At 61.2% G+C, this 19,081-nt stretch carries 25 protein-coding genes; 15 read left to right on the top strand and 10 right to left on the bottom strand.

Features of this window, described 5'->3' with window-relative positions; all coding sequences use genetic code 11:
• Window positions 1-92 precede the first annotated feature (92 nt).
• Genes BA011_RS02835 through BA011_RS02825 form a run of 3 tightly spaced genes read left to right on the top strand, consistent with a single transcriptional unit; the run spans window position 93 to window position 3,150 of the window.
• Entirely contained in the window at window positions 93-1,007 is a 915-nt protein-coding gene (locus tag BA011_RS02835) for a sugar phosphate isomerase/epimerase family protein (protein WP_065279373.1), read from the top strand.
• 44 nt (window positions 1,008-1,051) lie between these two features.
• Window positions 1,052-1,987 (top strand): TIM barrel protein, encoded by a 936-nt coding sequence (locus tag BA011_RS02830; protein WP_065279372.1) that lies wholly within the window; start codon window positions 1,052-1,054, stop codon window positions 1,985-1,987.
• On the top strand, window positions 1,984-3,150 hold the full coding sequence (locus BA011_RS02825) for a Gfo/Idh/MocA family protein (protein WP_065279371.1): 1,167 nt from the start codon (window positions 1,984-1,986) through the stop codon (window positions 3,148-3,150). Before BA011_RS02830 ends, BA011_RS02825 begins: the two co-directional genes overlap by 4 nt.
• 27 nt (window positions 3,151-3,177) lie before the next feature.
• Here the strand turns inward: BA011_RS02825 and BA011_RS44105 are convergent, their stop codons facing one another.
• From BA011_RS44105 to BA011_RS02810, 4 genes are all read right to left on the bottom strand, one after another.
• Complete coding sequence (locus BA011_RS44105) at window positions 3,178-3,345, bottom strand: hypothetical protein (protein WP_017959667.1); 168 nt, start codon at window positions 3,343-3,345, stop codon at window positions 3,178-3,180.
• A 67-nt stretch (window positions 3,346-3,412) separates the two neighbouring features.
• Complete coding sequence (locus BA011_RS02820) at window positions 3,413-3,805, bottom strand: hypothetical protein (RefSeq protein WP_003546705.1); 393 nt, start codon at window positions 3,803-3,805, stop codon at window positions 3,413-3,415.
• A 179-nt stretch (window positions 3,806-3,984) separates the two neighbouring features.
• A complete protein-coding gene (groL, locus tag BA011_RS02815; protein WP_065279370.1) occupies window positions 3,985-5,619 on the bottom strand; it encodes a chaperonin GroEL in 1,635 nt (544 codons plus the stop codon).
• Between the two features lie 49 nt (window positions 5,620-5,668).
• A complete protein-coding gene (locus BA011_RS02810) occupies window positions 5,669-5,986 on the bottom strand; it encodes a co-chaperone GroES (RefSeq protein WP_065279369.1) in 318 nt (105 codons plus the stop codon).
• A gap of 511 nt (window positions 5,987-6,497) precedes the next feature.
• Between BA011_RS02810 and BA011_RS02805 the strand changes: the two genes are divergently transcribed.
• From BA011_RS02805 to BA011_RS02780, 6 genes are all read left to right on the top strand, one after another.
• A complete protein-coding gene (locus tag BA011_RS02805; protein WP_065279368.1) occupies window positions 6,498-6,761 on the top strand; it encodes a hypothetical protein in 264 nt (87 codons plus the stop codon).
• A complete protein-coding gene (locus BA011_RS02800; protein ID WP_065279367.1) occupies window positions 6,758-7,093 on the top strand; it encodes a hypothetical protein in 336 nt (111 codons plus the stop codon). The genes BA011_RS02805 and BA011_RS02800 overlap by 4 nt, the downstream gene beginning before the upstream one ends.
• Window positions 7,090-7,419, top strand: coding sequence for a hypothetical protein (locus BA011_RS02795; protein WP_065279366.1), 330 nt, complete (start codon window positions 7,090-7,092; stop codon window positions 7,417-7,419). The genes BA011_RS02800 and BA011_RS02795 overlap by 4 nt, the downstream gene beginning before the upstream one ends.
• Window positions 7,410-7,685, top strand: a complete 276-nt coding sequence (locus BA011_RS02790) for a DUF1488 domain-containing protein (protein ID WP_017959660.1) — start codon at window positions 7,410-7,412, stop codon at window positions 7,683-7,685. The genes BA011_RS02795 and BA011_RS02790 overlap by 10 nt, the downstream gene beginning before the upstream one ends.
• A gap of 27 nt (window positions 7,686-7,712) precedes the next feature.
• Window positions 7,713-8,555 (top strand): transglutaminase-like domain-containing protein, encoded by an 843-nt coding sequence (locus tag BA011_RS02785; protein WP_065279365.1) that lies wholly within the window; start codon window positions 7,713-7,715, stop codon window positions 8,553-8,555.
• A 186-nt stretch (window positions 8,556-8,741) separates the two neighbouring features.
• Window positions 8,742-9,122 (top strand): VOC family protein, encoded by a 381-nt coding sequence (locus tag BA011_RS02780; RefSeq protein ID WP_065279364.1) that lies wholly within the window; start codon window positions 8,742-8,744, stop codon window positions 9,120-9,122.
• Window positions 9,123-9,126: 4 nt separating this feature from the next.
• Here the strand turns inward: BA011_RS02780 and BA011_RS02775 are convergent, their stop codons facing one another.
• Window positions 9,127-10,089, bottom strand: a complete 963-nt coding sequence (locus BA011_RS02775) for a LysR family transcriptional regulator (RefSeq protein WP_065279363.1) — start codon at window positions 10,087-10,089, stop codon at window positions 9,127-9,129.
• Window positions 10,090-10,212: 123 nt separating this feature from the next.
• Between BA011_RS02775 and BA011_RS02770 the strand changes: the two genes are divergently transcribed.
• The 5 genes from BA011_RS02770 (at window position 10,213) to BA011_RS02755 (ending at window position 14,574) form a co-directional block, all read left to right on the top strand.
• The gene (locus tag BA011_RS02770; protein WP_065279362.1) at window positions 10,213-11,613 is read left to right on the top strand and encodes an MFS transporter; all 1,401 of its coding nucleotides are present in this window, start codon (window positions 10,213-10,215) and stop codon (window positions 11,611-11,613) included.
• 96 nt (window positions 11,614-11,709) lie between these two features.
• Complete coding sequence (locus tag BA011_RS02765; protein ID WP_017959655.1) at window positions 11,710-12,087, top strand: hypothetical protein; 378 nt, start codon at window positions 11,710-11,712, stop codon at window positions 12,085-12,087.
• 199 nt (window positions 12,088-12,286) lie between these two features.
• Window positions 12,287-12,622, top strand: coding sequence for a hypothetical protein (locus tag BA011_RS02760; protein WP_065279361.1), 336 nt, complete (start codon window positions 12,287-12,289; stop codon window positions 12,620-12,622).
• A gap of 456 nt (window positions 12,623-13,078) precedes the next feature.
• Window positions 13,079-13,222 (top strand): hypothetical protein, encoded by a 144-nt coding sequence (locus BA011_RS44100; RefSeq protein ID WP_003546677.1) that lies wholly within the window; start codon window positions 13,079-13,081, stop codon window positions 13,220-13,222.
• Between the two features lie 302 nt (window positions 13,223-13,524).
• A complete protein-coding gene (locus tag BA011_RS02755; RefSeq protein ID WP_065279360.1) occupies window positions 13,525-14,574 on the top strand; it encodes a fatty acid desaturase in 1,050 nt (349 codons plus the stop codon).
• Window positions 14,575-14,667: 93 nt separating this feature from the next.
• Here BA011_RS02755 and BA011_RS02750 read toward each other — a convergent pair whose 3' ends face one another.
• Window positions 14,668-15,582 (bottom strand): SDR family oxidoreductase, encoded by a 915-nt coding sequence (locus tag BA011_RS02750; RefSeq protein WP_065279359.1) that lies wholly within the window; start codon window positions 15,580-15,582, stop codon window positions 14,668-14,670.
• 119 nt (window positions 15,583-15,701) lie between these two features.
• Between BA011_RS02750 and BA011_RS02745 the strand changes: the two genes are divergently transcribed.
• On the top strand, window positions 15,702-16,271 hold the full coding sequence (locus BA011_RS02745) for a TetR family transcriptional regulator (RefSeq protein ID WP_065282387.1): 570 nt from the start codon (window positions 15,702-15,704) through the stop codon (window positions 16,269-16,271).
• Here BA011_RS02745 and BA011_RS02740 read toward each other — a convergent pair.
• From BA011_RS02740 to BA011_RS02725, 4 genes are all read right to left on the bottom strand, one after another.
• Window positions 16,268-16,894 carry an exopolysaccharide biosynthesis protein gene (locus tag BA011_RS02740; protein ID WP_065282386.1) on the bottom strand — a complete coding sequence of 209 codons (627 nt, stop codon included), beginning with the start codon at window positions 16,892-16,894 and terminating at the stop codon, window positions 16,268-16,270. The two genes, BA011_RS02745 and BA011_RS02740, sit on opposite strands and share 4 nt — an antisense overlap.
• Window positions 16,895-16,922: 28 nt before the next feature.
• Window positions 16,923-17,225 (bottom strand): hypothetical protein, encoded by a 303-nt coding sequence (locus BA011_RS02735; protein ID WP_011651101.1) that lies wholly within the window; start codon window positions 17,223-17,225, stop codon window positions 16,923-16,925.
• A 45-nt stretch (window positions 17,226-17,270) separates the two neighbouring features.
• Window positions 17,271-18,254, bottom strand: coding sequence for a TerC family protein (locus tag BA011_RS02730; RefSeq protein WP_065282385.1), 984 nt, complete (start codon window positions 18,252-18,254; stop codon window positions 17,271-17,273).
• 225 nt (window positions 18,255-18,479) lie between these two features.
• A complete protein-coding gene (locus tag BA011_RS02725) occupies window positions 18,480-18,956 on the bottom strand; it encodes a YcgN family cysteine cluster protein (RefSeq protein WP_065279358.1) in 477 nt (158 codons plus the stop codon).
• Window positions 18,957-19,081 lie beyond the last annotated feature (125 nt).

Genomic DNA, 19,081 nt, shown 5'->3' with positions numbered 1-19,081 from the left:
GGCAATCCGGGAGGAGCACCGGACGTCCGCAACAAACGAGATCAAGGATCACCCGCCGGCCCGATGCGGCCGAAGGATGACGGAGGAACCAGATGAAGATCGCACTCGACCCGCATATGCACCGTCACCTCAATCTGCGCGACCTCTGCCGAAAGGCGGCGGAGCTTGGCTATGAGCATATCGAGCTTTCACCGCGCGACGATTTTCTGCCCTGGTGGGTGCGCCCGCGGGCGCACAAGGAACGCATCGCGGAATTCAAGTCGGCCCTGAAGGATCACGGCGTCCAGCTCGCTTCGATCCTGCCGATGTATCGCTGGGCGAGCCCGCATGAGGACGAGCGGCAGGCGGCGGTGCGCTACTGGAAGGAAGCGATCGCGATTTCGGCTGAGATGGGCTGCGATACGATGAATTCGGAATTCGGTCGCGGGCCGTCGCCGGATCGCAGCCACCGCGCCAGCTGCTGCGGCGGCATGCATACCCACGAGCACAGCGAGGCTGCCTGGTGGCGCTCGATGGAGGAGCTCGTTCCGGTGTTCGAGCGCGAGGGCGTCACGCTCAACATGGAACCGCATCCGGAAGACTGGTGCGAGACGCTGCATCCGGCGATCGACATGCTGAAGACCATCGGCTCGAAGAACGTCAAATTCCTCTATTGCGCGCCGCACACCTTCTATTTCGGTGACGACATGGCGCGGATGATCCGCGATGCCGGCCCGCTGATCGCCCATGTGCATGTGGCCGATACCTATAACCACAAGGCGTCATCCGGGCTGCGCTACATCATCAATCCGCCGGGCGCGAAGGTCACCATCCATCAGCACATGGATATGTACCAGGGCGAGATCAATTGGGATGTCTTCTTCTCCTCGCTCGCCGCGGTCGGGTTCGACGGCATCATCACCGCCTGCGTCTTCGGCTGGGAGGAGCGTGCCGATGATTCCGGCCGCTTCATGCGCTCCGAAATCCAGAAATATGTCGACAAGTACTGGCCCGGGAAACTTGGCTGATCGTCAACATCCGCTCGGGCACCCCACTTTTCAGGAATAAAACCGTGACCATCACGATTACGACAGCCCCCTGCTGCTGGGGCGTTGATGACGTCAACAATCCAAACCTTCCCGCCTGGGAACGCGTCTTCGACGAGGCGGCCGCAGCTGGTTATGGCGGCCTCGAACTCGGGCCCTATGGCTACGTGCCGCTCGATGATGCGCTCGTTGCAAAGGCGCTCACCGAGCGCAATCTCTTCATCGTCGCCGGCACGATCTTCGACGATCTGGTCTCTCCTGAAAACCGGGAGACATTGCTGCGACAGACGGAGGAAATCTGCACCGTCATCACCAGGCTGCCGCAGCCGGAGCAAGTGGCGGGCCAGCGGTTCAGGACGCCCTATCTCACGGTCATGGACTGGGGGCACGACGAGCGGGACTATGCCGCCGGCCATTCCGATCGTGCGCCGCGTCTCGACGACAAGGCATGGGCCGGGATGGTCGCCAATATCACGGCGATCGCCGAACTCGCCGCGCGCAAATACGGCGTGCGCGCCGTCATCCACCCGCATGCAGGCGGCTATATCGAATTCGCCGATGAGATCGAGCGGGTGGCAGGCGACATTCCGCAGGAGATCGCAGGCTTCTGCCTCGACACCGGCCATAGCTATTATGCCGGCATGGATCCCGTGGAGATGCTTCGCCGCTATGCCGACAGGCTGGACTACGTCCACTTCAAGGACATCGACCGGACCGTCTTCGACCGTGTGCTTGGCGAGAAGATCCGCTTCTTCGATGCCTGCGGACAGGGCGTCATGTGCCCGATCGGCCGCGGCGTCATCGATTACCCCGCCATCAAGCGGACGCTCGAGGAGATCGGCTATCACGGCTTCATCACCGTCGAGCAGGAGCGCGATCCGAGGAATGTCGCCCGCAGCCTCGAAGATGTGAAGCAAAGCCGCGATTACCTCAGGTCGGTTGGTTTTTTAGGGAAAAGATGATGACGAATGACAGGAGAAAGCCGATCCGCTGGGGCATGGTCGGCGGCGGCAGAGGCAGCCAGATCGGCTATATTCATCGCTCGGCAGCGCATCGCGACGACGTTTTTGCCCTTGCGGCAGGCGCCTTCGATATCGATCCGGAACGCGGCCGCGCCTTCGGCGCTGATCTCGGGCTCGACGAAGCCAGGAGCTACCGGGACTATGCGGCGATGTTTGCGGCTGAGGCCGGGCGGGCCGACGGAATCGAGGCCGTGTCGATCGCGACACCCAACAATACCCATTTCGCGATCTGCAAGGCAGCACTCGAACATGATCTGCATGTGATCTGCGAAAAGCCGCTCTGCTTCACGATCGCCGAAGCCGAAGAGCTGAAGGCGGTTTCCCAGGCGCGCGGCCGTATCGTCGGCGTGACCTATGGCTATGCCGGCCATCAGATGATCGAGCAGGCGCGCGTGATGGTCAGGAATGGCGATCTCGGCGAGATCCGCATCGTCAACCTGCAATTCGCCCATGGCTTCCATAGTGCTGCGGTAGAGGAGCAGAACCCCGCGACGCGCTGGCGCGTCGATCCGAAATTCGCAGGTCCCAGCTATGTGCTCGGCGATGTCGGGACCCATCCGCTTTATATCGCCAAGGTCATCCTGCCGCACCTGAAGATCAGGCGTCTGCTCTGCACCCGCCAGAGCTTCGTCAAAAGCCGCGCGCCGCTTGAAGACAATGCGGTGACCCTGATGGAATATGACAATGGCGCGATCGCCACCATCTGGTCGAGCGCCGTCAATGCCGGCTCCATGCACGGCCAGAAGATCCGCATCGTCGGCTCGAAGGCCAGCATCGAATGGTGGGACGAGCGGCCGAACCAGCTCTCCCACGAGATCCAGGGCGAACCGGCTCGCATCCTCGAGCGCGGCATGGGCTATCTCTATCCCGAGGCCAGGATCGACGACCGGATCGGCGGCGGCCACCCGGAAGGTCTCTTCGAAGCCTGGGCGAACCTCTATCGCCGCTTCGGCTTTGCCATCAACAGAGAGCGCGGCCTCGCCCCTACGGGGATCGAAGACCTCACCTTTCCCGATGTCGATGCCGGACTGGAAGGGGTGCGCTGGGTCGAAAACTGCGTACGGTCCGCCGACGCCGGCGGGATCTGGCTGGACTATCGCTAGGTCGTGAACTGCGGTGCGGCGTTGTGCTCAGATAAGCGGGTCGTCATCTTCCGCCGCCTGCGGCGCGCGGCGACGCGTGCTGTCGTTGGCGGCTTTCTTAGGCCCCTCGGCGGCTGCCTCGCGGATTTTCTTGACGCTTTCGCCGGCGTCTTCTGCGGCTGGCTGCGGGTCGTTCTTTTTCACGAAACGGATCATGGGTCATTTCCTGCTTCAACAGTGGGAGCGCTCCGCACATATATCGGAGCGCTCTGGAAAAACGGTGTCAGACGGCAAGCGCCGTGGCGCAGCCTTGAACACTTCGGCTATCGGCTGAAGTCTGCCCGGGCATGGTCGCCCAACCGCCGGCTTCAACGAACTGACGCTGCTTGTAGCCTTCGGTAATCGCCTTGAACTCGATCAGTTTAGCGCTCGCATCCGGCGCCGCCTTGAATCGCTCGACGCAGATGGCCGACGCCAGTTCTCCGCGTGCGGTGTCGCCGGCGGCGGCGGCCGCTTTGCTTGATGTGCCGCCTGTGACCCAGCCTCCCCAGCTGAAGCCGATGATCATCGTGGCGATCGCCGTGACGACGCAGGCCCAGGCGAGAAGCGTCTTGGACGGCTGGTAACTGTCGAAACGCTGGGTAATCGATGTCTTGCTGCTGCTCTGTACGGACATTGGAATTCTCCCTGTCTGTTATTCGGGTTGTGCCGTCCGGCGACGCCGGAACGGGTCAAGCTGGCCTCAGAACAGGATGATTTTAGGCGAGGTCGGCCTAAAATCTGAATCCTGTTCTACATTAGATAGTTAGAGCATGATGTCGTCCGAAAACCGCTGACACTTTTCGGCATCATGCTCTAGTATCCCATAGCGCCCATGCCGCCATTTCCGGCAGCAGGCGCAGAGTCTCTTGCGGGAATATCGGCGATCATCACCTCGGCGGTGATCAGCAGCGCCGCGATCGAACCGGCGTCCTGCAGAGCGGTGCGCACGACCTTGGCAGGATCGACGATGCCGGCCTCGATCATATCGACATAGGTCTCCGTCTGTGCGTCGAAGCCCTGATTGTGATCATTGCTGTCGGCGAGTTTGCCGACGACGATGGAGCCTTCGAACCCGGCATTGTCGGCGATCTGCCGAATCGGGGCTTCGAGCGCCCTGAGCACGATCGAGATGCCCGCCGTCACGTCGGCGTTCTCCCCGGTCAGGCCCATGAGCGCCGACTTCGCGCGCAACAATGCCACGCCGCCGCCGGGCACGATGCCCTCTTCGACCGCCGCACGGGTGGCGTTCAGTGCATCGTCGATGCGGTCCTTCTTTTCCTTGACCTCCGTCTCGGTGGCGCCGCCGACGCGGATGACCGCGACGCCGCCGGCGAGTTTCGCCAGGCGTTCCTGCAGTTTTTCCTTGTCATAGTCGGAGGTGGTGTCTTCGATCTGCGCCTTGATCTGTTGGATGCGCGCCTGGATGGCCGCTTTCTCGCCGGAGCCGTCGATGATCGTGGTGCTTTCCTTGTCGATCAGCACGCGTTTGGCGTGGCCGAGCATATCGAGCGTGACGTTTTCGAGCTTGATGCCGAGATCCTCGGAAATCATCTGGCCGGCGGTCAGCACGGCAATGTCTTCCAGCATGGCTTTACGGCGATCACCGAAACCCGGCGCCTTGACGGCTGCGACCTTCAGGCCGCCGCGCAGCTTATTGACGACAAGTGTCGCCAACGCCTCGCCTTCGACATCCTCCGAGATGAGGAGCAACGGTTTGCCGGTCTGTACGACGGCTTCCAGGATCGGCAGCATCGCCTGCAGGCTGCCGAGTTTCTTCTCGTGAACGAGGATATAGGGCTCCTCCAGTTCCACGCGCATCTTCTCGGCATTGGTGACGAAATAGGGCGAGAGATAGCCACGATCGAACTGCATGCCCTCGACGACATCGAGTTCGGTTTCGGCGGTTCGCGCCTCTTCGACGGTTATGACGCCCTCATTGCCGACCTTGTCCATCGCCTTGGCGATCATCTCACCGATGGCGGCGTCGCCATTGGCGGCAATGGTGCCGACCTGGGCGATCTCGCCTGACGATTTGACCTTCATCGCCCGCGCCTTGATTTCCTTGACGACCGCGGTAACGCCGAGATCGATGCCGCGCCTCAGATCCATAGGGTTCATGCCGGCAGCGACGAGCTTTGCGCCTTCGCGGAAGATGGAGGCGGCGAGCACCGTTGCCGTCGTCGTGCCGTCGCCGGCAAGATCATTGGTCTTCGAAGCCACCTCGCGCACCATTTGCGCGCCCATGTTCTCGAACTTGTCTTCGAGCTCGATCTCCTTGGCGACGCTGACGCCGTCCTTGGTAATGCGCGGTGCGCCATAGGCCTTGTCGATGACGACGTTGCGACCCTTCGGGCCAAGCGTCACCTTGACGGCGTTGTTGAGCAATTCGACGCCGCGCAGCAGGCGGTCGCGCGCGTCGGTGGAGAACCTGATTTCCTTGGCAGACATGATATTTCTTCCCAGTTCGGTCTTGAGTTGCGGGTCACAAATTCGACCCTCAGGCGGCTTTGCCGGCAGCCGCTTCGGTCTTTTCAACGATGCCCATGATGTCGGTCTCCTTCATGATCAGAAGGGTTTCGCCATCGATCGTGACCTCGGTCCCCGACCATTTTCCAAACAGAATGAGATCGCCGACCTCGACATCGAGCGGGACCAGACTGCCGCTTTTGTCGCGCAGGCCCGGGCCGACTGCGACCACTTCGCCTTGCTGCGGCTTCTCCTTGGCGGTGTCTGGAATGATGATCCCGCCCTTGGATTTGACATCGCCTTCCGCACGTCGAATGACGACGCGGTCGTGAAGTGAACGGAATTTCATAGAGGTCTTTCTGCTGCCGGCGCGTAGGGCGGCTGCAATTCATAAATAGCACTCGTGGCACTCGATTGATAGGAGTGCCAAGAAATATTGTTCGCACGGGGCACTTCTGGAAAAATTCAGGAAATCAATTTGAACGGATATTTTGTAATAATCAGGAAATGAATAGAATTTTTACGCCATCGCACCCAATTTTATCTAAATGGTCGTCGAGTTAATTTGGCGTTTTTCATAGATAATTCCGAATTTATCTTGATTTAAACTCAATCGAGGCGCAATGATAGGCCTCGTCGATTTGGCCGACTTGGCTTCGCGGTGTCAGAGACCTACGACCCGCCATCACCACTGAATTTTCGATAGCAATCCATGACGTCGTTCCGGCGTTGATTTCGCCTATTCCGATCCGGAATGAGCTTGGCGCTGACCGCGGATGTACCGGCAGCCTCGAGTTCGTCCGGTTCGGATCTCAACGATACAGGAAACACATCGGTGTATTCCTGCGGAGGTCTCAGCCGTGACCAGTCGCACCACACAAACCGTCGTCCGCTTTTCATCCCCATTCCGCCTGCCCGGTTTCGATGGGGCGCAGCCAGCCGGAGAATACCGCGTCGATTATGACGAGGAATTGATTGATAGCGTTTCCAGGCTTGCCTGGCTAAGGGTCGGCGCCTTCATCCACCTGCCCGCGATCGCCGCGCAGAGTCCGACGCAGCAGATGATGCCTATCCACCTGTCAGATCTCGAAACCGCGCTCGAAAAGGACCACAAACCGTCATGACCGCTACGCGCATCCCGCAACGCAATGGACGCTCGACCCGGCGCGAGGCAGCAACACATCTCTTCAAGGTGGGGCAGACTGTCCGAGTGAAGGACGGGTTCTTGGTCGTTCCCTCCAAGCTTCCCGAGACATACCGCATTACCGCCACGCTGCCTCTGAGAGGAAATGTGCTGCAATACCGCATCCGCAGCGACGATGAACGTCATGAGCGGGTCGCGACGGAAGACAGCCTGGAACTGGTAACCCTATCGCCCGCCGGCAGCGGCGCAACACTGATCGAGAGGACGTTTGGCCATGGCCACGGCCCGAATGACGAAAGGTTGACATCGTGAACAGCCATGAAGACGAAGCCGAACGAAGACGGAATGCCTTTGCCGTCGGCACATGGGAAAACAAATGTGGCGCTTCCGGCCGCTACTCCATGGAGATCGAACACGAGCGCCGGATCGAATCCGCCCGTTCGTCGACCGTCTATCGTGTCCCAGCAAACGTTCCAGTGCACGCCGATCATGCCGTGATCGGCAAGAGCCGTTCGCAGGCCGGGAAAGACATGATGTCCTTCAATCTTCTCAACATAGGATACCGGAAGGAATGGCTCAGGCTGTCGGACGCCGCCCGGAGTGCTCGTCAGACCCCGCCGGTTCAACCATGGCGCTAGCCTTCCTGAACCAAAGCCGCAGCTTCGATGCGGCGAGAAATGCAGTGCGCTTCGTCGGCCATGACGGCATGTTCCAGGTGTTGTTCTTCATCGAGGTTGGCGCGCTGGCGAAATCCGACATGACATTGCAAAGAACCGAGCCTTCGGAAACGAGGTGGCTTTCGGCGTTCGACGCCCTGCGCAACTCCATTCAGGACGTGGCACACAAAGCCTATTCCTACCGCCGCCGCGCCTTCTATACTCTAACTGCGGCGGATTTCCGCTAGGCGGATCCGGACGCGCGGGAACGCTCCATGTTGATCCGTTACGGCTATGAAATCACGCTGACCTGCCCGCAGCCGACCGCATTGGTATGCCTGTTGTCGGTTCATGATGATCGCGCAGCCGACATCAGAATTCCGGAAACGGTCTTCACCACGCCCGATGTTCCCACATCGACTTATCGCGACCTTTTCGGCAACCGCTGTCTTCGGCTGGTTGCCCCGCCGGGCGACCTGACCATATGGGGCGATGCGACGATCGAAGACGACGGCAAACCGGACAGGTCGCTGCCTGGCGCCAGGGAAGTCCCGGTTTCGGAGTTGCCGGATGATTGCCTCGTCTACCTGATGGGCAGCCGCTATTGCGAGACGGATCGCCTCAGTCAAATTGCGTGGGATATGTTCGGCATCGTCTCACCCGGCTGGGGCCGTGTTCAGGCGATCTGCGACTTCGTTCACGGCCATATCCAATTCGACTACATGCAGGCGCGATCGACGCGGACAGCCTTCGAGGCCTTTCACGAACGTGTCGGCGTCTGTCGCGACTTTGCGCATCTCGCGGTGGCGTTGTGCCGGTGCCTCAACATTCCTGCCCGATATATCAATGGCCATCTCGGCGACATCGGTATTCCGGTCGTCGATCCGATGGACTTCAGCGCCTGGATCGAGGTCTTCCTCGACGGTGCATGGCATACATTCGATCCGCGCAACAACACGCCGCGGATCGGTCGTATCATCGTCGCACGCGGGCGCGATGCCGCCGACATACCGCTCATCAATTCCTTCGGTCCGCATGTGCTGAAGGCGTTTCGAGTCTGGACCTATGAGGTGACGAACCTGCAGCAGATGCAAAGCGTCGCCGAGGGTGCTGTTTAGAACGAGACCTGGACGGATGCGGCAATGTCCGGCCTCAGGCTTTGCCGCAGGCGCCAGCTGTCGCAGGATTGCCTCTCCCACACACTTTGGCGCGACGTGCTTTAGAACGGCGGTTGAAAGATCTCGGCGTCGAGCCATCTTGGGGTGTGAGCAGTCATTAGCGGAAGATAGGGAGTTTCGCAGTCCATGTTCGATCATATTTCCATCGGCGTAAAAGACCTGGAAAGAGCCCGCCATTTCTACGACGCGGCGCTGGCGCCGCTCGGATATGAGCGCCTTTCCAATTCCGACACCATGATCGGCTACGGCCCGGAAAGGGTCGGGCTCTGGGTGATGCAGGTCGAACAGCCTGTTGTTGCCGACATGCGATCCGGGCTGCACTTCTGCTTCGTTGCGCCTGACGAGGCCGCGGTCGATGCCTTTCACGCGGCCGCCGTTGCATCCGGCGGCACGGATAATGGCGAACCAGGTGTGCGGCCGGATTATGGGCAATTCTATTACGCCGCCTTCATCATCGACCCGGACGGCTATCGCCTCGAAGCCTATTTCCACAAGGGCGAGCTCTAAAAGTTCAGGCCGCCGCTCTGGATATGGATACGCGGCAGCCGGAGGCTTCGAGCGCTTTATTGGCTACATCGATGAACAGGCGACGGAACCAGCGCGCCCGGCCGTCCGTCTGGTCGACTCGGCGATAAAGCATCGTGACGGGATCGGCCGGCAGCGAAAGCGGCGGCTCGCAAAGCATCAGCCCATGTAACTGCGCCATGCAGCGACCGATCGATTCCGGCACGGTGGCAATGGCGGGCATCGCCTTCAGCACCATCGGCAGAGCGGAAAAGCGCGGGACGGTCGCCACCACCTGTCTGACATCGCCGGTGCGGTTCAGCGCCATGTCGATACCGGTCGAGGTGTTGCCTTCGAACGAGACGGTGACATGGGCGACATTGGCGAAATCCTTGAGGCTCAACGGCGCCTTCAGCCCGAGTTGAGCTGCATCGTAGATGCAGATCGAGACTTGGTCGAACAGTGGCGCGCGAATGTGCCATGAGGCGGGCTCGTCGTGCATCGCGACGCTGAAATCGAAGACGCCTTCATCCAGCCGGCGTGCGGCATCGCGCTTTTCGGAAGCGATACCGATCAGCCGGGCGCCGGGTGAAAACTTTAGAAGACGGGCGGCAAGCGGGCCGAAGAAGGCCGATTCGAGATTGTCGCACATGCCGATGCGGAACTCGCCCTGCCAGCTTGCCGGATCGAACTCGGCCTGCGGGCGGATGGCGCGCTCGATGCCCGACAGCGCATCCTCGATCGCCGGGGCGATGGAAAGCGCGCGCGGCGTCGGCTGCAGGCCGCGGCCGACACGCACGAACAGTTCATCGTCCAGCGCCTCGCGCAAGCGCCGCAAAGCGGCCGACAGGCCCGGCTGGCCGAGCAGCAGGCGCTCGGCGGCGCGACTGACATTGCGCTCCTGCATCAGCACCGAAAAGGCCAGCAGGAGATTGAGGTCGATCTTGCGAAGGGTGACATCATTCATCATCGTCAGTAATACCTGGCATGGCTACTATCAATTTGCAATAGGAAAGGAAGCTGTACATTTTCTCGTTCCCTGCCGCCCGGCAACCTCCCCCGATGAGGCGGCAGCAAAGAAGGAACGATTTCGATGACTCTTTCCAAATCGCGAAGCGGGGCGGGGCTGGCATTGCTGCTGCTCTGCACCGCCAACTTCCTCGACGCCATGGACGTCTCCACCATTGGTGTCGCGCTTCCTGCCATCCAGGCCGAACTCGGCATGGAGGCGACATCGCTGCAATGGGCCGTCAGCGCCTATGTGCTCGGCTATGGCGGCTTCCTGCTGCTCGGCGGCCGGGTCGCCGACGTCTTCGGCCATCGCCGCGTTTTCCTTTGGTCGCTGGCGATTTTTGCCGCCGCCAGCATCGCCGGCGGCTTCGTCGATAGCGGGCCGACGCTGATTGCGGCCCGCTTGATCAAGGGCATTGCCGCCGCCTTCACCGCGCCTGCCGCCCTTGCGCTGCTGCTCTCCGTCTTCGGCGAGGGAACCGCACGGGCAAAGGCGCTCGGGGTCTTCGCCTCGACCGGCGCCACCGGCTTCGTGCTCGGCATGGTGCTCGGCGGTGCCGCGACGATCTTCAGCTGGCGGGCGACCCTTGTCATGGGCGCGCCCGTGGCGATCCTGACACTCCTTCTTGCGCCGCTGGCGCTGCCGGCCGACCCGAAAAGGACAGGACCGCGGCCGATCTTCGACTGGGCCGGCGCGCTGACGATCACGCCCGGACTGCTGCTCTTCGTCTTCGGTATCACCAATGCCGCGGCCGCCGGCTGGCAGGCCTTCCTAACCTGGGGTTCGCTCGCCGCGTCGCTGGTGCTGATCCTGCTCTTCCTCGTTGTCGAAGCACGGCATGCCGATCCGATGGTGCCGCTCGGCATGTTCCGCCGAGCCAAGCTCCGGCATGCCAATGCCATCGCCGCCCTCTTCCAGGGCGCCTATGTCGGCTTCCAGTTCCTGGCGACGCTCTATTATCAAAACGTCATCGGCTGGTCGGCCTTCACCACCGGCTTCTGTTTTGCGCTTGGCGGCGTCTTCGTAATGTTCCTGGCGCCACGTTTTGCGACGCTCGCGCAAAATCGCGGCGCCACCGGGCTGATGGCGGCAGGTGTCGGCCTGCAAGCGTTCAGCTATATCTTCTGGGTGACAGCACTCGGACATGTCGACCCGATCCTGCTCGTGCTGTTTTCGCAGATCCCGCTCGGCCTCGGTTACGCCATGACCTACCCCTCAGTGCAGGTCGCGGCCCTTTCCGACGTGGAGGACGATAAGTCGGGGCTCGCCTCCGGACTGCTCTTCGCCTCCTTCCAGATCGGCGGCGGCATCGTGCTTGCGGCGGCCTCGGCAGTCTTCGGCGCCGCGCCGCATTTCGGCTGGGACCCCTATGTCGCCGGCATCGCATTCGTGGCGCTGCTTGCGGTGGCGATTACCTTACTTGCAGCCGCCGGTCCGCGGACATCGGCCGCCCGGAGACCCACCTATCAGGCGGCGGAATGACCGTCATCAGCCCGCACCCTGACCGGTGCGGGCTACTCATGAACCGGAGCGATATCTGCAGCAAGAATCCCGTTGCGTTGCCTGGGTGAAAGGCGCATGGTCGCAACTTCGGCAGCCAGTGTACGGGCGCTGCCGACTGAGGGTTTTTATACCCTTGCCCCGATGAAAGGAGGACCGATGTCTTCCACTTTCGAAAAGTCGCATCTGACTTCGTCCGATCTCGACATGCTGCAAGGCGTGCTCGACGACGCCGGCTACGACGCCAAAATTCTGATCGGCAACGAACGCGTCTTCAACGTCGCGGCCATACTGTTGATCAGGCTGTTCGAAGAGGGCGTCACCTCGCCGGCCATGCTCTCACAAGCGCTCGAACACCATTTCGGCAAGCTGAAGACTCCGCCGAAACCGATAACCCCCGTCTTTAATCGATATGCGATACAGGGATTGCCCCGCGAAAGACGCGTCGCCGGCTAGAGCATGATGCCGAAAAGTGTGAGCGGTTTTCGGACGACATCATGCTCTCACTGATGTTCTAAAGCGCGTCGCGATCTTTCAGATTCACTCCTCGCGCTTTAGGTCTTTGTTTTACGCATGCCGTTAGCGCAAAACCGCTTCACACTTTTGCGCGACATGCTTTAGCGGCAAACGAGCCGCCCGGCTCCGAAGGAATATTGTGCGAAAAACCCTCTTGCTTTGTATCTGCGTCGCAGCGGCCGGTTATTTCGGATGGGTGCAATTCGGGGCTTACCAACAACGCGAGCAGGCTAGAGTTCTTGCTGTCACCGACAGGGAGCGCCGTGTGGCGCTCCTGGAAATCGACGGCTGCCAGGCGAAAGTGAATCTGCTTCTATTGATGACAGACCGCCTGCTCAAGGCCGGCGGCATGCTGGTGCCGCTCGATATCGGACGGGACATAGAACTCTGTTTGGCCCGCGGCATCATGTCTGCATCAGGCCGTGCGGAGATGGAAAGAACGAAGCTGATCCGCCTGTTTCCCGTGAATGACTAAGCGTGTCGGAAGATTCATCCCTCGCGCTTGTTTCGAATGCCGTTATCGCAAAACCGCCGCCCCCTTTGTGCTGCACGCTTTATCCCCTGTGGAAATATGGCTTTCCTGCGGCGGCGGCCTTAATGGCACCTCAATTTTACTCTATAAGGAGGGCTCGCTGATTTGGCCGATGCGGCATTTGCGGTGACCGGATTTCCGGCCCCGCCATTTTCCCGATCGCGAAAGCATGGTGACGTCCCGTCTCAACGTCGGGTTTGGCTTTCGGTGACCTCTCCGGTCATCCGCCTCCAGACTGCGATGCGGTTTCAGCAGGCATCATTTTCATTCCATCCCTGCGGCCCGGTGTTGTCGGGTTGCCCTCATGACGATCCCGCGATCTCCGATCGCGACCGACAAGTGGGGCGAATACCACGCAGGCTGCGGCTTTCAATTTCGATCTAAAGGGAGATTTTATCGATGGCAAAAGGACAAGTAAGAAGCAATCGCGAGGTCCGGAAGCCGAAGAAGGACAAGCAGGCAGCGAAGGTGGAAAGTACATTCGCCAATCAGATGAAGACGGCGACCAAAACCGCCCCGCAGGGCAGTGCTCCAAAGAAATAGAACCTCTTATCGAGCCCCCGCTTCGCCCCCGTGCGCATAACGGCGCCAGTGATAGCGCGTCTTGTCGGACGCGCCGCGCTCCGGCGTGACACCATCACCCATTGACATGTTTTCAGAAAAACAGGAATTGCTGTAACCATGACCACTCTTAATACGATGTACCACTTCGACTATCCGCTCTTCCTCATTCGCTCGGCCGTGGTGATTGCACTCGGCTTTTCGGCGATCGCCGCCTTTCACGGCGTCACTCTGTGATTGAATCTGCGCGCCGCAGCGAGTGCGAGGAAATCCAAGTGGCCCCTTTGGGCGAGCCCGACGAAAACCCGGAGCGATCCCGGGGGAATGCCGAGCTTTTCGCTGAAAAGCGCTGGTTGAAGATCCTTGCCGGATATCGCCAGCCGCGGGCCGGACGCAGCGCCTTCGAGCTTGCCGTCACAGTCGTCCCCTTCGCGCTGTTCTGGGCTGCCGCCTGGGCAGCGGTTCACTACAGTTTCTGGCCCGGCCTGATCCTCGTCCTTCCCGCCGCCGCCTTCCTGCTCCGGCTGTTCATGATCCAGCATGATTGCGGCCACGGCTCGTTTTTCGCCCGTCGCCGCGTCGACGACTGGGTTGGACGCACGATCGGCATCCTGACGCTGACGCCTTACGACTATTGGCGCCGGGCGCATGCGGAACACCACGCCTCAGCCGGAAACCTGGACGAACGCGGCGTAGGCGACATCGAAACGCTGACAATCGCCGAGTATAACGCGCTGTCGCGCTGGGGCCGCCTTGGCTACCGGCTCTATCGGCACCCGATCGTGATGTTCGGGATCGGACCGGCATGGCTGTTCCTCTTCAAGCAGCGCCTGCCTTTCGGCATGATGCGCTCCGGCGCCCTGCCCTGGATCTCGACCATGGCGACCAATCTTGCCATCGCGGTGGTCGCCGCGCTGCTGATCTGGGCGGTCGGGATCGTCCCCTTTCTCCTGGTGCATCTGCCGACCGTGCTTCTGGCAGGTGCTGCCGGCGTCTGGTTGTTCTACGTGCAGCACCAATTCGAGGAAACACATTGGTCGAAGGAGCCGGACTGGCAGTTCCAGCATGCGGCCCTGCACGGCGCCTCGCATTACGACCTGCCGCCAGTGCTGCGGTGGATCACCGGCAATATCGGCATCCACCACGTGCATCATCTGTCGAGCCGGGTACCTTACTACCGGCTGCCGGAGGTGCTGCGAGATCATCCTGAGCTTGCCGATCTGGGCCGCATCACGCTCATGGAAAGCCTGCGTTGCGTCAAGCTGGTGCTGTGGGACGAACAGACGAAGCGACTGGTCTCGTTTCGCGAGGCGGCGCGGCTTGCAACAGCATGATAACGGGGCGTTAGAGCGGTTTAGCTTTCCGGAAGCGCAGAGCCGCTCTAACCTTTTGCCCGCTTCCAGGGAAAGCCGTTTCCCTAGAATTGTTTAGCGATAACCTGTCACGTCAGCCGGTCTGCCCGGCTCCTGCACTTCCACCATGTAGCGCCAGCAATCCGGCCGCGAACCGTCGAGATCGTCGAAGCCATAGGTCTTGGCCACTCCGCCGCTCGACAGCGACTGGCCGTTCCAGCGGGCGCGGTCGGGATCGGCGGCGATGGCCGCAACGGCCCGGCCGACGAAGCGCGGGGTTTCGGAAATGGCGAAATGCGGCTGTACTTTCGTCGCCTCGCGCCAGTTCTCCTCGCGAACACCATAAGCATCCAGCATCATTTCGGAACGCAGCCAGCCGGGCGTGATCGAAACGGCGGTGGCGCCGTGTTTCGCCAGATCTTGCGCATGCGCCCAGGCCATGCGGGTGACGCCTGTCTTGACGAGGTCGTAAAAGGGCGACAGCCGGTAATGGGTGGCATTGTATTCGGCCGTGCCGTCGGTCATCTCCACCAGCAGCCCGCCGGGCCGCTCGATCATCAGCGGCAGGGCGTAATGGGCGGTGATCAGATGCGTCTCGATGCCGAGCTGCAGCATGCGCAGGCCCTTGTCCAGCGAATGCTCCCAGACGGCCTTGTCCCATTCGAACAGTTTCTCGCAGCCCCAGATGTCGTTGACGAGAATATCGAGTCGTCCGGCCTCCTCGCGGATGCGTGCGACCAGCGCCTCGACCTGTTGCTGGACGAGATGGTCCACCTGCACGGCAATGCCCTTGCCACCGGCTGATGTCACCAGCTCGGCCGTCTCCTCGATCGTCTCCGGTCGGGCATATTCGGATTGCTGGGCGCGCGTCGTGCGCCCGGTCACGTAGACGGTGGCGCCGGCAGCGCCAAGTTCCACCGCGATGCCTCGGCCGGCTCCGCGCGTAGCACCGGCCACTAAGGCCACTTTCTCCCGCAAGTTCGCTGTCACTTCTCCATCCTCCACGCTAGAACGCCTCATGCCGTAATGGAAGCGCCAGGAATCGCCCGGCGCTCCTTGTTTATAAACGAATGATCGTTTACATTCGAGGCGGATGCAAGAGGAATTTCATGCCGCGTCGCCGCACACTGTCCGATGAACAGCTTCTCGCCATGGTGTTGGCGCTGATCCACGCCGAGGGGCCGGATGCGGCGACCTTTGCGGCAGTAGCGAAAGCAAGCGGACTTTCCGGCTCGACGCTGGTGCAGCGTTTTGCCACGAAAGCGGCGATGCTGCGCGCCGCGCTGCTTTATGCTTGGGACCGGCTGGATGCGGAAACGGCGCGGCTTGCCGAGACCGTGCCGAAAACGCCGGAAGGCGCCATCACGCTGCTCGTCGGCCTGTCCCAGGATTACGGCGATAATGCGGCCGCCTATGGCGAGGGACTGCTGGTGCTTCGCGAGGATTTTCGCGATCCGGTGCTGCGCGCCCGAGGGGCGGCCTGGGGAACGGCGCTGATGGCGGCAATCGCTCGATGTTTCGGCTCGGCGAAGGCGCCGGAGACGATCGCTCGGCTGATGCTGTCGCAATGGCAGGGTTCGCTCATCTGGTGGGGTTTTGGCGCCGAGGGGCCGGTGGCCGCCTATGTGGAGACGGAGCTTCGGCGCTTCCTCGCCGCGGTATCTGTCCATTCAGCTTAGGAGACCGTGAAGATCATCGCCTTGATAAAATAAAGCAAAGCGGCGGTCGCGACGATGGTCGCCAAGGTGAGCAGCAGTCCGATCAGGGTGACGAGACCATCCCGCTCCATCAGGGCGACGGCGAGCACCACCAGCGAGAACACCGGCAGAATATTGCCGAAGGGGATCGGCAGCGCGATCACCACGGCGAGCAGGAAGACAGGAATGCCGAGCAGCGCCTGCACCGTCGGGCCGGTGAGAGCCTCCAGCCGGCCGGCGTGCACGACCTTCTCCACCCGGGCGATCAACGGGACCGCGTGACCGACGACGAGATCGAGCGCCGCGGACGAAACCCGGCGATCCCTGACGATGGCGGGCAGCCAGACCTTCCGGCCGCCCGCAACGATCTGGAGGGAGACCAGCGCAAGCGCGGTGCCGAAAACCATTCCGAACGGCCCGGGAATCGGGGTCAGCGCCGGGATTGCCAGGAACAGGATGGTGAAGGCGATGCTGGTCGGGCCCATCGCCTCCAGAACCTCGCCGATGGAGAGGCCGTCCTTCACCCGGGCGAGTTCCAGCATCTCCCGGAGCCGCGCGGTGGCCACACCGCGCGGCTGCCGCCTATTTCCGTCTTGATCAGACATCACGCAGTCCATTTTCAGCTGGTCGCCGTCACGCACCCTCGTCGGCTCCCTTCAGGGCGCCGACGAGGGCTGCGCATTGCGGGTCGCTGCCGTCGAGAAGTTCGGCCGGCGCGGTATGGCCGATCGCTATGCTGACGACTGTGGCCGCCGCCCAGCCGTAGTCGCCGGCGGCGCGCTCTATGAGCTTCGGCCCCTGGGATGTCAGGCAGGCCTGGGATTGGCGGACGATCTCCACGGGAAGCCGGGCGCGCTCAGCCTGTTGCTGTATCTCAGCCTGCAACGGATCGACGACGAGCAGGGCAAAAATCCAGCCGATGAAATTCGAAATCATATCTGTTTCCTTCGTTTGTTAACGTGTTCTGTGTGCAGAGCCCGCTCAGGCGGGCTGCTGCGGATCCCGCGTCTTGAGGAGGCTCCAGACCACGCCGGCAGCGATGATCGCGAAGGTGATGCTGAGCGAGAGCGCGGCCGGGAATTTTTCAAGGCCCAGCAGATCGGCGAGGAAGATCTTCGAGCCGATGAAGATCAGCACGATGGCAAGCGCCGGCTTCAGGTAACGGAAGCGATGAATCATCGCCGCAAGCGCGAAGTAAAGGGCGCGAAGGCCGAGGATCGCGAAGATGTTCGAGGTGTAGACGATGAACGGATCGGTGGTGATCGCGAAGATCGCGGGGACCGAATCCACGGCGAAGATGACGTCGGCCACTTCGACCATCACCAGCGCCATGAAGAGCGGCGTGATGAACCAGGTCATCCTCCCCGTCCTGGGATTTGCCTTTCTGACGAAGAACCGCTCGCCGTGATGTTCCTCGGTGACGTTGAAGCGGCTGCGCATGAAGCGCACGAGGATGTTCTTCGAGACATCAGGTTCTGCCTCCTTGATGACCAGCATCTTGATGCCTGTGACGACCAGGAAGGCGGCGAAGATATAGAGTAGCCAGGCGAATTCGGCGACCAGAGTCGCGCCGACGCCGATCATGATGGCGCGCAGTACGATGACGCCGAGAATGCCCCAGAAGAGCACCCGGTGCTGGTAGATGCGCGGCACGGCAAAGAAGGAGAAGATCAGGGCGATGACGAAGACGTTGTCGAGAGCCAGCGTCTTTTCGACGACGAAGCCCGTCATATAGGCAAGGCCGGCCTCGGAGCCGAGGTACCACCATACCCAACCACCGAAGGTAAGGCCGAGCGCGATATAGAGAGCGGAAAGCCTGACGCTTTCGCCGACGCCGATTTCCTTGTTCTGCTTATGAAGAATACCGAGGTCGAACGACAGAATGGCGATGACGAGGGCGAAAAAGCTCGACCACATCCAGAGCGGCGTTCCCAGCCACTCGACGAACAAAAAAGAGAGATTCAAGGATAGTCCCCTGTCGGCACTGGTTGTCGGAGAAGGGTCCGACATCGCAAGAGTGCCGAAGCTCTCGCCAGAGGGGCCCGGACCAGCGGGTCGCACTGCAAGTAGGGTCTCACTCTTCAATAATCAAGCAGCGGCCAGTGCCGATTTTACGCATCGCGCGGAGGTAAGGCGTGCGCTGTGCGAATGCGTCATTCGCCCCGCAAGAGAAAGCCTTCGCCAGCCGTATCAGGCGTCCTCGTCGTCCTTCTCCTCGCCCACGGTCAGCGGCCAGTCGACGACGTAGTCTTCGAGATCGTCGAGATCGATCTCATTTTCGTTGATCGCGCGGCCTCGCGCGGAAATGCCGGCGGCATGGACGGTCTCCGGGTCGCCGGAGACGAGCGGGTGCCACCAGTAGAGGTCGCGGCCTTCATTGACCAGCCGGTAGCCGCAGGTGGGCGGCAGCCAGGCGATATCGGGCACATTCTCCTTGGTCAGCTGCACGCAGTCCGGCACGAAATCCCAGCGGTTCTCATAGCTGGAGCAGCGGCAGCTTTCGCCGTCGAGAAGCTTGCAGCTGACCGAGGTGAAATAGATATCGCCGCTATCCCATTCCTCGATCTTGTTGAGACAACAGAGGCCGCAGCCGTCGCAGAGGCTTTCCCACTCAGCGATGGTCATTTCGGCAAGCGTCTTACTCTTCCAGAAGGGCAGATCGTTCATCGTTCGTTTCTTGCAACAGCAACCCGCAAATTCGCGTGACCCTGATGCATCTCTCTTGTTATCAGCCGCAAAATCAATCAATCCTTCAGTATACTCCTGGTACTCGGAGAATTCTCTCCTCGTAT

The organism is Rhizobium leguminosarum (assembly GCF_001679785.1).
Taxonomy (GTDB): domain Bacteria; phylum Pseudomonadota; class Alphaproteobacteria; order Rhizobiales; family Rhizobiaceae; genus Rhizobium; species Rhizobium leguminosarum_R.
This window is presented reverse-complemented; position numbering and strand designations above follow the sequence as displayed.